The 12,378-nt window shown below is 36.2% G+C and carries 12 protein-coding genes; 4 read left to right on the top strand and 8 right to left on the bottom strand.

Features of this window, described 5'->3' with window-relative positions:
* Nucleotides 1-24 precede the first annotated feature (24 nt).
* Nucleotides 25-1,257, bottom strand: coding sequence for a PucR family transcriptional regulator (locus ACZ9EE_RS10405; protein ID WP_476026802.1), 1,233 nt, complete (start codon nt 1,255-1,257; stop codon nt 25-27).
* A 315-nt stretch (nt 1,258-1,572) separates the two neighbouring features.
* Between ACZ9EE_RS10405 and alaP the strand changes: the two genes are divergently transcribed.
* Nucleotides 1,573-2,973, top strand: coding sequence for an alanine permease AlaP (gene alaP, locus ACZ9EE_RS10400; protein ID WP_476026800.1), 1,401 nt, complete (start codon nt 1,573-1,575; stop codon nt 2,971-2,973).
* 119 nt (nt 2,974-3,092) lie between these two features.
* Complete coding sequence (locus ACZ9EE_RS10395) at nt 3,093-3,905, top strand: 5'-nucleotidase, lipoprotein e(P4) family (protein WP_476026798.1); 813 nt, start codon at nt 3,093-3,095, stop codon at nt 3,903-3,905.
* 219 nt (nt 3,906-4,124) lie between these two features.
* Here ACZ9EE_RS10395 and ACZ9EE_RS10390 read toward each other — a convergent pair whose 3' ends face one another.
* Both ACZ9EE_RS10390 and ACZ9EE_RS10385 read right to left on the bottom strand, forming a co-directional pair.
* Nucleotides 4,125-5,381, bottom strand: coding sequence for a DUF445 domain-containing protein (locus tag ACZ9EE_RS10390; protein ID WP_476026796.1), 1,257 nt, complete (start codon nt 5,379-5,381; stop codon nt 4,125-4,127).
* Between the two features lie 104 nt (nt 5,382-5,485).
* Nucleotides 5,486-6,013 (bottom strand): DUF3939 domain-containing protein, encoded by a 528-nt coding sequence (locus ACZ9EE_RS10385; RefSeq protein WP_476026794.1) that lies wholly within the window; start codon nt 6,011-6,013, stop codon nt 5,486-5,488.
* A 446-nt stretch (nt 6,014-6,459) separates the two neighbouring features.
* Here ACZ9EE_RS10385 and ACZ9EE_RS10380 point away from each other — a divergent pair, with 446 nt between their 5' ends.
* Entirely contained in the window at nt 6,460-6,993 is a 534-nt protein-coding gene (locus tag ACZ9EE_RS10380; RefSeq protein WP_476026792.1) for a hypothetical protein, read from the top strand.
* Between the two features lie 48 nt (nt 6,994-7,041).
* On the opposite strand, the gene ACZ9EE_RS10375 is transcribed toward ACZ9EE_RS10380, so the two are convergent.
* A complete protein-coding gene (locus tag ACZ9EE_RS10375) occupies nt 7,042-7,308 on the bottom strand; it encodes a hypothetical protein (protein WP_476026790.1) in 267 nt (88 codons plus the stop codon).
* Between the two features lie 395 nt (nt 7,309-7,703).
* On the opposite strand from ACZ9EE_RS10375, the gene ACZ9EE_RS10370 reads away from it, so the two are divergent.
* Nucleotides 7,704-7,925, top strand: a complete 222-nt coding sequence (locus ACZ9EE_RS10370; protein WP_476026788.1) for a hypothetical protein — start codon at nt 7,704-7,706, stop codon at nt 7,923-7,925.
* Nucleotides 7,926-8,213: 288 nt separating this feature from the next.
* Here ACZ9EE_RS10370 and ACZ9EE_RS10365 read toward each other — a convergent pair whose 3' ends face one another.
* The 4 genes from ACZ9EE_RS10365 to ACZ9EE_RS10350 form a co-directional block, all read right to left on the bottom strand.
* A complete protein-coding gene (locus ACZ9EE_RS10365) occupies nt 8,214-9,566 on the bottom strand; it encodes a hemolysin family protein (RefSeq protein ID WP_476026786.1) in 1,353 nt (450 codons plus the stop codon).
* A gap of 61 nt (nt 9,567-9,627) precedes the next feature.
* Nucleotides 9,628-10,029: a MerR family transcriptional regulator gene (locus tag ACZ9EE_RS10360; protein WP_476032922.1), complete on the bottom strand. Its 402-nt coding sequence runs from the start codon at nt 10,027-10,029 to the stop codon at nt 9,628-9,630.
* Between the two features lie 188 nt (nt 10,030-10,217).
* Nucleotides 10,218-11,528 (bottom strand): hemolysin family protein, encoded by a 1,311-nt coding sequence (locus ACZ9EE_RS10355; RefSeq protein WP_476026784.1) that lies wholly within the window; start codon nt 11,526-11,528, stop codon nt 10,218-10,220.
* Nucleotides 11,529-11,737: 209 nt separating this feature from the next.
* Nucleotides 11,738-12,289 carry a GNAT family N-acetyltransferase gene (locus tag ACZ9EE_RS10350; protein ID WP_476026782.1) on the bottom strand — a complete coding sequence of 184 codons (552 nt, stop codon included), beginning with the start codon at nt 12,287-12,289 and terminating at the stop codon, nt 11,738-11,740.
* Between the last annotated feature and the right edge of the window lie 89 nt (nt 12,290-12,378).

Raw genomic sequence — 12,378 nt, 5'->3', positions numbered from 1 at the left:
GGGATTTTCACAAAATGTTCATATCTATTTGTATTTCTCGAGCTTTAGGTCAAGATACAGAAGCATTTTCTGGTTTGGATCTTTTAAATGCACATCGCCAATTTCCGATATACGCTTTAACCGATAATTAAGGGTGTTGGCATGAACATTTAGTTCCTTTGCGGTATCATTTATATTGTTATCTTTATTTAAGAAGACTTCTAATGTTTCAACTAAATTACTATGATGTTTTTGGTCATAATCTTGCAGCCTTTTTAATGAATCATTTTGATATGCTTCACTTTGTCTTTTTTCCAAAATGAGTTCAAATAGTTGGTAAATCCCCAGCTTGTGATAATTAAATATTTCTTCTGTTTCTAATGGGAATTTTTCTTTAATTGTTAGGACTCTTAATGTTTCCTGATAGGCTTGGCCAATTTTTTGATAATCTTCATAAATACTGCTATATACAGGCGTGATTCCCTTAATATCGTACCGCTCGGTCATTGTCAAAACAAAGGTTTGAACAAAGCGATTAAATTCCTGGTAAGGCTCTTTTATATTATCTGCAGAAATTAAGATGATTAATTGATTACAGTCAATGGTATAAAGCAGAATTTTCATCAGCTGGCCTGTCTTTAATAAATAAGAGATGTTTTGCTCAACTTTACTTGTTATGTTTTCAGGAAATTGAAATACTGCAATCGCATAAGAGCGTGAGGGTGTAATTTTTAACGCATGAAATCGGTCATATATATCCTTTTCACCCTTCAAATGTCCTGTTAGTAGTTTCCAGAAGAATTCCTGCGAATGTTCTTCCTTTTTATTTTTTCTGGTTTGGAGCTGTAATAGTTTATTTTTCGCAGAATCTGCTGCCTTTCTGAGTAAGTCGAAATCCTGTTCCGTTAAAGTTTTGTCAATCTCGATCGCCCAAATAAAGCCTAATACTTCATCCTGTTTCCAAATAGAGATAGCAACTCGATTATGAAGTCCGATATCATCCATATTTTTAACACGGATTGGTTCTCGAGTTTGCAGCAGTGCAGGAATGGTGCCTTCCTTCCATAATTGATTGATCACCTTTTCTGGCACTCTTCGTCCGATAATTGTATAGATTCTTGCTGGATCAGTCCGTTCATCATGTGTACTATAGGCAAGTAGTCGATGATTTGCATCCTCAATAGTAATTGGGCAATTTAAAACTTGGCTGATTAGATCAACAAATTCTTCTAAACTATCAAAAGCTGTTTTAAACGGATCATGTTGGCTAGTATTCAATATGATAACCTCCAGAATATCTGTCAGGATAAAATTATATTCTTTAGTTTAATTCTACAAAAAGTTAGCGTAAATTTCTCGTTATTCTACAAAAAAATATTGTTCACAAAAATGTTAAAATAATGTCAGGAAATGTTCAAAAAAAATTTAAGTAGATTTGAAAACGCTAACAATATAAAAAAGGGGAGGATATGCAGTCGCATTAATTGCAGATAAGTAGTATTATAATTATTCAAATATTATTTTTATTTAAAGTTATGAACAAGTGGATGATGCATGGAAAATTGAAGTTTTGATCAGGAGGAGATACATAAGATGAGTAAAAGCACTCAGGACAAAGAACTTCATCGCGGTTTAGAGGAAAGACATATAACGCTAATGTCTCTCGGCGCAGCTATTGGGGTAGGATTATTTCTAGGTTCTGCGTCAGCAATTAAAATGGCAGGACCGGGTATTTTGGCAGGTTACGCATTTAGCGGGTTAATTATGTTTTTCATTATGAGGGCCTTAGGAGAAATGGCGATTCAAAAGCCAGTAGCAGGGTCATTTAGTAAATATGCCCGTGATTATTTAGGACCGCTAGCTGGGTACATAACAGGCTGGAATTATTGGTTTTTGTGGGTTGTTACTTGTATGGCGGAAATAACAGCCATTGGTATTTATATGGAATATTGGTTTCCGTCTGTTCCAAGATGGTTATGGGCGTTGGCAGCACTTGTAATCATGGCGGCAGTAAACTTTCTTGCTGTTAAAGCTTATGGGGAATTAGAATTTTGGTTTGCCTTAATTAAAATCGTTACCATCATTGCGATGATTCTCATCGGTGCAGGAATGATTATTTTTGGTTTGGGGAATGGCGGGATTGCAACCGGTCTCAAGAATTTGTGGGAACATGGCGGCTTCTTTCCGAATGGAATAAAAGGAGTTTTATTATCCTTGCAAATGGTTATGTTTGCCTACTTGGGAATTGAAATGATTGGGGTTACAGCTGGAGAGGTAAAAAATCCTGAAAAGTCTCTTTCAAGAGCAATTGATACAGTCTTTTGGCGAATACTGTTATTTTATGTTGGTGCCTTGTTTGTGATTATGTCGATTTATCCTTGGGAGGAAATTGGCACAAAAGGCAGTCCATTTGTCCTTACCTTTGAAAAGATTGGCATCCCCGGGGCGGCAGGTATTATTAACTTTGTTGTTCTAACAGCAGCCCTTTCATCTTGTAATAGTGGTATTTTCAGTACGGCTAGGATGTTATTTAATCTTGCCGGACATGGTGAGGCCCCTAAAAACTTTGGAAAGGTTACAAAAGGAGGGGTCCCCGGAATGGCCGTGATTGCATCAGCTGGTGCTTTGCTGATCGGGGTTATTCTAAATTATATTGTTCCAGCAAAGGTATTTACTTGGGTGACGAGTATTGCTACGTTTGGAGCCATTTGGACTTGGGGAATTATACTTTTATCGCAAATTCGGTATCGTAAATCTCTAGGTCAGAGTGAAGTTAAGGCATTAAAATATAAGATGCCATTATTTCCTTATACTTCCTATCTTGCACTAGCCTTTTTAGCATTTGTCATAGCATTAATGGCGTATAATCCTGATACAAGAATTGCCTTAGTGATTGGACCGATATTCTTAATCTTCTTAGTAGCTGTTTATTATATCAAAGGATTTCATAAACGAGATAAAAGCGAAACCAGTCTGAAGAAACGAATAATTTAAGCTTGAAAAGAGCAGCATGTCTTTTTTGGGACATGCTGCTCTTTTTTTATGGTCTAATCGTTAGGATATTTCTTTCTTTCACATACTACTATAGATAAAAAGAAAAAGGAGGGTATGGATTGAAGAAAACTAAATGGCTTTTGACTGTGTTAATGATTTTATCACTCTCTCTACATGTAAAGGCAGAAACGATAAGTAGTTCACCGGTAAACTTGTATGAACAAAACACTATGTCGGTACTTTGGTTCCAAAACTCTGCCGAAGCAAAAGCGTTATATTACCAAGGTTATAACTTTGGCAGAATGAGATTAGATGAAATTCTGAGGGACCGCCCAAAAGCAAACAATTTAAAACCTGCGATTATCCTTGATATCGACGAGACTATCCTTGATAACAGCCCTCATCAGGCTTGGTATGTCCTTCATGGAAAAGGAGTTCCCTTCGGATGGAATGACTGGTTTACCAGAGGGGAAGCAAAAGCTTTACCAGGTGCAATTGAATTCTTGCAATATGTTAATGCAAGGGGAGTAGCTATTTTCTACATATCTAACCGTAACGAAGCACAAAAAGCAGCAACCATGAAAAATTTACTAAATGCAGGTGCTCCTCAAGTTAATAGTGGGCATGTGTTATTACAACAACCTGGTGAAAAAGGGAAGGAAACCCGCCGCATGCTAGTCGCAAAAACTCACGACATTCTTTTGTACTTTGGTGACAATTTAGGTGATTTTAGCGGGTTTGAGGGTTTAACCGTTTCAGATCGATCTGAAGAGGTGGACAGGCGCCAAGCAGAATTTGGCCGTAAGCTAATCGTTTTCCCTAACCCCATGTATGGTGACTGGGAGGGTGCGATTTATCAATACGACTATCGAAAGACAAATGAAGAAAAAGACAAGCTAAGAAAGAAACTATTAGAAATTTATAAAAGGTAATCGATATTAAGAAGACACCATTTCGGTGTCTTCGCTTATTTTAGATGAGAGTTTATCGCTTTACATTTTTCAAGATATTTATCGCAAAGAAAATAACCGCTATTACCATTAAGGTTCCACCAACAGCACTATAGTACTAAATATGAAAGGAGGACCTGAAAAAGAACTATATTTTTGTTAATGGTTAGTCGCAAAAAAAAGCCTTATTTACTAAGGCAATTAAAAGAAAGCTCTAATACCTACTAAGATAAGACCAATCAAAAATCCGCATACCGCTCCATTCACTCGTATCCATTGCAGGTCTTTCCCAACATTCGTTTCGACCATGTTAATCAATGTTTTATCATCCAATCTGTCTAAATTCTCTTTGACAAGTTTGCCTATTTTGGAATGATTCTTATCCACAAAGGAAGAGAGTTTGGATTTAATCCACGTATCTATTTTCTCTATTTTTTCTGGATTGTTTTTTAATGCATTTAGATTATCATTTATGAATGGAAGCAGGTAATCATTTAAAAAGACAGGTTCTGCAACGAAATCGATTGCTTTTTGCTGAAACTGTTCTAATATATCATTAATTTGCTCTTGTGGTTCCCATTTGGTAATGGCATGAGATTTCAAATTAGCAAGCTCTTCATAGATTTTTTCGTCGGTTTTGATTGATTCAAGCTTGTTTTGAATATGAACCAATAATGTTCGCCGATTTTGATTATGCGGATCGCGGTAACTGGAAACACCTTTTTGAATAAGGCTTTGGATAATATTACCTAGCTTCTCCTCGTTAACAAGATTACTAAAAGACTTTAGGGCAAACTGCATAAATCCATCTGCCTTGATGTTTTCTACCGCATCCACGGCCATTCCGCCCAGCTTATATTTAGTGGAATCCTTCGCTGCCCATTCGTCAATTTCCTTAAGAATGTAATCAAGGGTCTTTTCGTGATATTTTCGTTCTTTTACTTGGTCAATTAGTAAGGGAAGATATTTTTTTATATCCCAGTCGATTAATTTAGCTTTTAATTCTTTTTCGATAATTGGCGTTAACTTTCTTACCTCTATTTTTTTAATCAGATGTTGGGCAAACATCACAATATTTTTTTGTACCGATTTGGAGCTAATTTCAGTGTCTACGATGTCAGCTAACTTATTTGTAAAACCAATCGAATTGATTTTTTTACGAATACTTTCTTTTGTAAGCCAATCATTTTCGAGCATAGAAATAATTCCTGCAGTAATTCTATGCCGATTCTTAGGCAACAATGCAGTATGCGGAATTGGAATGCCAAGCGGATGCCGAAAAAGAGCAGTTACCGCAAACCAATCTGCTAATCCTCCAACAAGACCTGCTTCAAAACCACCCTGGAGGATATGCCCCCAAAATGAATCTTGTAATGGAAGTGTAGCAATAAATCCGATTCCCATGATTGCGAGAGAAATAGTCGCTAAATGCTGCGATTTATTTTTCTGTTTTATCATCTTTGTACCCCTCATTTTTGGTTTATAATTAATAGTTAGTGCTATTATCTCAATATTGTTAAAAGAAAAGCAAAAAAAACTACCCGAAAGAAAAAAAATTCCCCTCAGAGCTGAGAGGAGTTTTTATTCCGAGGCTTAATATGTGTGATAAGTCCATCTAGGTCAGTAATGTAAAATTGTGTAACAGGCGATTCTTTTAAGTAGTGTTCTTGTAAAAGCAAATAATAATTTACCCTGTGCTGCGGATCGAATTGTAACATTGGGTACTCTTTATGGTCCTTTACATATTGGTCAACTGCCTTTTGGACCGTATCCATTTCTGCTGGTATTAATTTTTCATTTTCTTCGAATAAATCGTAGGTTTCCTTCGACATATAGAAATTATTAGAAGGAATTCCGCCAAGATGGGGGGCGAGCTGTTCAAAGTCAATGCGGTTATCATCTAGTACTAAAATGGTACGGAAAACGCCTTTAGGAAGATTATCAGAGAATTCTCTTACCGCTTTTCGGACTTGGTCGAGTGTAACTTCGATGGTGGGATAATTATTGCCTGTATCAACTACATTAATTTCTTTATTTTGTTTGCTTTTTTGATTAGTACTCTTAAAATATTTATGAACGATTGAGTACACAGTTAATCCACCTAAACCTATTATCAATGAAATGAGTATAGGTATTGAGGAAGTTAAGATAATCGATAAATCAAAAGCCAAATGGAAGAAATGTATTTGAGGCCCCATGCGTTCCAAAATGTCCAACCCCTTTCTATGAAAGTTTTGGGGAATTTCGGTAACCATTAATTGTGTGGAAATTTATGTCATCTTTATTATACATGAAAAATTCATTATTGTAACATATTTCACAATTTATTACTGTGTTTTCTATAAACACAAGTTTACATGCTTGGAAATGTAGGTAATATAATATTCTTAATCCTTATTGCTTTGCAAATTATAAATATTTATTTAGGAGAAGTTTAAAAAATTATTATTTTATGGAACATTTTTTTACTTTTCTCCTTACATGAAATGATGTAAAATAGTCAAGGCGTTAAATAGAGATCAATGGGGGAAAACCGATGAAGAAATTTTTATTATCATTATCTGCCTTAACAATGGCCATAGGGTTAGCTGCTTGTTCAGCAAATGACGAGTCAAAAACAGACAATAAGGAAACAACGAAAGAAACAGCTGCCACTAAAGTCGATGTTAAGAAGGAATTAGTTAAATTTTATATGGAACTTGGCAATAAGGTTAATGCAAAAGATGCTGATTTAAATTCATATATGGCAAAAGCGACTAAGGAAGATGCGACGTCTGAGGAATTGCCAACTGTTGAGGAGAAGACAAAAGCGAGTGAATCTGCTGCTGCCGTTGCTGAAGAATTAAACAATATTCAAGTTCCTGCAGGGCTTAAGGATCAAAAAGTTGATCTTGAGGCAGCATTAAAGGACTATTCTGCATCCTATCAAGCAAAAGCAGATGAATTAAAGAAAGATACACCTTCACTTACTGCAGGCGATGATCTTTTCGCGCAAGGTGAAGAAAAACTTGGAAAAGCTTTTGAAAGTGCAAAATTATTTGCTCCGACCCTAGGTAAGCAAGTAAACTAGCCGGAGAATAAAAGACCAGCCATTTTAAAACGGCTGGTCTTTTATTTTTTACTGAATCGCTGGTGTTTCCTTATAGTTAACCTGAATTTCCTCAATTACTTCATTAAAAGATAAGTATGTCTCGGTATCCTCAAAAAACCAAGTGTCATTTCCATCTACATAAAAGGTTATTCCGTTCATTTCTTGTGTGTAACCGACATTTGCAGGACGCTCAGCTGAGAAAGCAAGACTAAAACCTTTATTCTTTTCTCCGAAACCGGCATATTGGGGAAATAGACGAATATTGATTGGCTTATTCATTTCAAATTCCTTCATGAACCACAATGCAGCTTTTTCATCAATCGATATGAGCATATTTTTACACCAACCTTTTTAATTTACTAACCCGGTATAAGGAAGAAGTTAAAGATAAAAATGTAAGAATCACAATACCTTATAAGGTAAGATTACAATAATCATAGAAGAAATAATGTGATAATAGACAGACACATTCAATTTATAATTAAATAAATGTTCATTTTTTGTTTCAGAACATTCAAAGGAATAAAAAGGCACAAAGACTGTGCTGTTTTTGTAACATAATAATAGTGGAAATGATGTTAAGATATAAGTATTAAAGGAAGGGAGGTTTGTTCAATGGAAAAAGAATTTGTAAAATTACCTGAGAACGAACTGGATTTAAAAAGCTTAATTCAAACATTAACACTACATTGGAAACCATTGAAAAAAGGCTCTCACGTTTAGAAAAAATGGATAGTATTGAACATAGAGTGGAAGTAAATCAAATTGATTTGTCAGATATTAAAGATTCACTTCAGCGAATTGAGGAGTCACATAGCAATGAGCTTCAGCATGTTAATCGCCGCCTGGATTCTCATTTAGTTAAAATAGCAAAGCTAGAAGAAGAAATGATTATTTCAATAAACAGATAATGATAAGCGGAGAAGGTGTCCCAAAAGTATAACTTTTAGGGTCACCTTCTTTTTTTAGTCTGTTGATTTCCGCTCCAGGCGCTTCGCTTTCCGCGGGCGGAACGGGAAGCCTCCTCGTCGCTTCGCTCCTGCGGTGTCTCCCCTGCCCCGTACTCCCGCAGGAGTCTTCGCGCCTTCCGCTCCAATCAACAGAGTGTGCAAAAATTATTCATCAATCACCTTTTGGGTCAGCCTCCTTTTATTTTGATTAAAGCCCAAAAAAATAGACCGATAGATTCGGCCTATTTTCTATGAAAGGACTTCTGAATTTGTTACTGGTACTTGTGGGGAAGTTGATTCCTCGTTATTTGCATATTTTGATACTTCAATGTACTTGATATGATGCTCTTCCATATCGAGAATTTTAAAGCTATATGAATCGTGAAGAATGATGTCTCCTTCTTTGGCTTCGTAATTTTCGGTTAGAATCCAACCGCCGATTGTATCGACATCTTCATCATCAATTTCAACCCCTAATAAATCATTAATCTCACTAACTAAAACCTTTGAATCGATGATGTAGTGATTTTCCTTTACCTTACGGATCTCTGGAATCTCATCCATATCAAATTCATCTCGAATTTCACCAACAATTTCCTCGAGGATATCCTCGACCGTAACAACTCCTGAAGTACCACCATATTCATCCATTAAGACAGCCATATGAACACGGTCTTTTTGCATCTTCACTAATAAGTCATGAATTGGTATCGTTTCTATTACTCTAATAATTGGACGTGTATAACTTTCTAGTGTTTGTGATGAAAGATTTTCATTGCCTATTAAATCAGTCATGATTTCTTTGATATTGATTAAACCAATAATATGGTCTTTATCTCCATCAATAACAGGATATCGTGTGAATTTTTCTTCACGTAAGACCTGGAGAAAGGTTTCTAATGAATCGTCTTTTGATAAAGAAACCATCTCGGTTCGAGGTACCATGATTTCTTTGGCAATCCGATTGTCAAATTCAAAAATTTTATTTACATACTTAAACTCTGATTGGTTAATTTCGCCACTTTTATAGCTTTCAGACAGGATAATTCGAAGTTCTTCCTCAGTATGGGCAATTTCATTTTCCGATACCGGCTTTAGCCCGAAAATACTGGAAACAATCCGAGCAGAATTATTTAATACCCAAATGAAAGGGTACATAATTTTGTAAAACATGATAAGCGGACGCGATACAAGCAAGGTAATTAGCTCTGCTTTTTGAATAGCAAGTGTCTTAGGAGCCAATTCTCCAACAACTACATGCAGGAAGGTAATTAGAGCAAAAGCAATTCCGACCGATAATATTTGAGTCACGCTCTCAGGGACGTTAAGTTTTAGAAAAAGCGGACCTAGAATATGTTCAATGGTCGATTCCCCAATCCAGCCTAATCCTAATGCAGTTATCGTAATACCTAATTGACAGGCAGATAAATACTCATCTAAATTCGATATTACTTTTTTTGCCGGTACTGCCTTCGAATTTCCTTCTTCAATTAACTGATCAATTCTTGAACTTCTAATTTTGACAATTGCAAATTCCGAAGTTACAAAAAAGGCAGTTAAGGCAATTAAAATGGCTATAATAACCAAGTTAAATATGTCCAAATAAGTTCCCTTATCCCGTTGTTAGACGGGTAAGGTGTCACCTCCCAGTTATTTAAAAAAGTTAAGTCGTAACACTTAAAAGTGATTTCATTAGAACTGCTCTAAGCAGACTAAGATTGTTTGTCAGCTTTTCTTTCTGTTCCTCATCCAATTTTTCTAAAATAGGGATGAGGTCAAACAAGTCGCTGTGCAACTGTTTCATTTGCTGCGTTACAGCACTTACATGCTTTTCAACCTCAGATTCACGAAGGTTTTTTTCTTTGCGCATCTCTAGTTTTCTTTTAATCTCGTCTAATGGAAAGTGCAGACATTTGCATTCCTCTATAAATTTCAAATCATCCAATGCTTCATCCGAATAAATGCGGTAATTTGATTTAGAGCGTTCTGCCTTTAACAAGCCAATAGACGTATAATAGTCAATCGTGCGTTTTGACAAATGCGCAATTTCTGCTATTTCACCAATCCGATAAACAGCCCCATCATACCACCTCTACATTTTACAAATTAATAATAATTATAAAGAAATTAAACCGTACAGTCAAACGTTCTAGTTTAGTTAGTAGTTTATACTCATATTTTATGGAAAAAAACAGTAAGTATGAACGAAAAAATTAAATATTACAAAAATGATGCATAAAGAATAACGCCCCATTATTCGGAGGCGCTGTGATTATTCTTACTGACTTCAATAAATACGATATGATGACCTTCATTTTCTTTTATTTGAAAAGTGAAGCCTTCCATGTCAATCGAATCCCCTTTTTTGACATCAAACTTTTGAGTTAAAAACCACCCGCCAATTGTGTCTACTTCCTCTTCTTCAAGTGTCGTTCCCAGAAGATCGTTTACCTCACTGATTAGGACTTTCCCATCCAAAATGTAATGATTCTCTCCCTTTTTTTGAATAAGTGGAAGCTCATCGAGATCAAATTCATCACGAATCTCTCCGACTATTTCCTCAAGAATATCTTCAACAGTGACAATTCCAGCCGTTCCTCCATATTCATCGGATAACACCGCCATATGAGAGCGGTTCTTTTGTAATTTCACTAAAAGCTCCTGGATTGGGATATTTTCAATTACATGGATCACGGGTTTAATATAGGGGAGAAGAGGCTGTTCCCCTGTACATTTTTGCTGAATACAATCGGTAAGGACCTCTTTAATATTTACTACGCCTAGGATATTATCTTTATCTCCGTCAATAAGGGGATACCGGGTATATTTTTCCTCGCGGACAATGTTGATAATCTCATCCATCGAGGCATCTTTTGAAAGGGTGATGATTTCTGTTCTTGGTACCATTATTTCCTTCGCGATTCGATCGTCAAATTCAAAAATATTATTCATATAACTATATTCGGAATGATTGATTTCGCCGCTTTCATAGCTTTGTGACAGGATCAGACGAAGTTCTTCCTCAGATAAAACAATCTCTTGCTCTGAAGTTGGTTTAATTCCGAACAGGCCCGTTACAAACCGAGCAGACCGATTAAGGATCCAGATAAAAGGGTACATCAACCGGTAAAAAAGTATCAATGGTGTTGCAAAAAGCATAATTATTTGTTCTGACTTTTGAATGGCAAACGTTTTTGGAGCCAGCTCACCAATCACAACATTGAAAAAGGTAATGATAGAAAAGGCAAGAATAAAAGAGATCACTTGTTTCAATGATAGCGGTAACTGAATCCACCTGAAAACTGGTTCTAAAATTCCGCGGACGGTTGGCTCTCCCAACCAGCCTAGGATTAAAGATATAATCGTAATTCCGACCTGAGTGGCTGATAAATACCCATCTAAATTAGAAATGACCTTTTTGGCTGCTTCCGCTTTTTTATTGCCCTCTGCAATTAATTGATCTATTCTAGTCGTTCGTACCTTAACCATAGCAAATTCAGACGCGACAAAAAATGCGGTAAAGGTAATTAGGATCACAATAATTAAAACGTTCATCCAAATCATTTAGCACCTTACAAAGGGTAAGGCATGCCACCTCACTTACTTTTTACTCTATGTCATGATTATTCCCGATAAATCTAAATTCTAACTTCTAACTTTTTCAAATTGCCAAGTTTCCTTATATTATTTCAAAAATGATTCTTAATAGCAAATAAGCTTTCATTTAACAAAAAAACAGCCATTCTGGCTGCTTGATTATGGTATGTTGATTATTAAATCTGAACAGGATTCCATTCCCGCGCCAGCATGCTATAAACAATGAGGTCATGAAAATGTCCATTTAAATGTTCTCCATCTCGGACTGTCCCTTCTCTAACAAACCTTAGACGTTCTGGGATGGCCCGGCTTTTTTTATTTTTTACCCCGCAGCGAATTTCAATCCGGTTTAAACCTAATTGGAAAAAGCAATAATTCAGCAGTGCTTTAACGGAACGAGTAATAACTCCATGACCTTCCGCTTTTTTTGCTAAATAATAACCGATGCTTGCCATACTGTTATACCAATCAATCTGGTGTAAACCCAGGGAGCCGACAAGTTCACCTCGATATAGAATCCCCACATTCAGGCCGCTGTTCTCGGCAAATTGATTAAGCCATATGGGAATAACCGTTTCAACTTGATACGGAGCGGTCATACTATCCACCCAGGGCATCCATTCCCGCAAATGTTCGCGATTCTCCTCAATAAGTTGAAATAACGTTAGAGAGTGATGCGGTTGAAACAATTGAAGCTCGATTTCATGATCTACTTTTAATGTAAACATTGGCCCATTCTCCCGATGATGATTTTTGGTACATCATATGCGCAGTCGGCCCGGAACGGGAGATGAAACTAAAAGAAAAAAATCCCTGC

The sequence above is a fragment of the Bacillus sp. URHA0034 genome, assembly GCF_056280405.1.
This window is presented reverse-complemented; position numbering and strand designations above follow the sequence as displayed.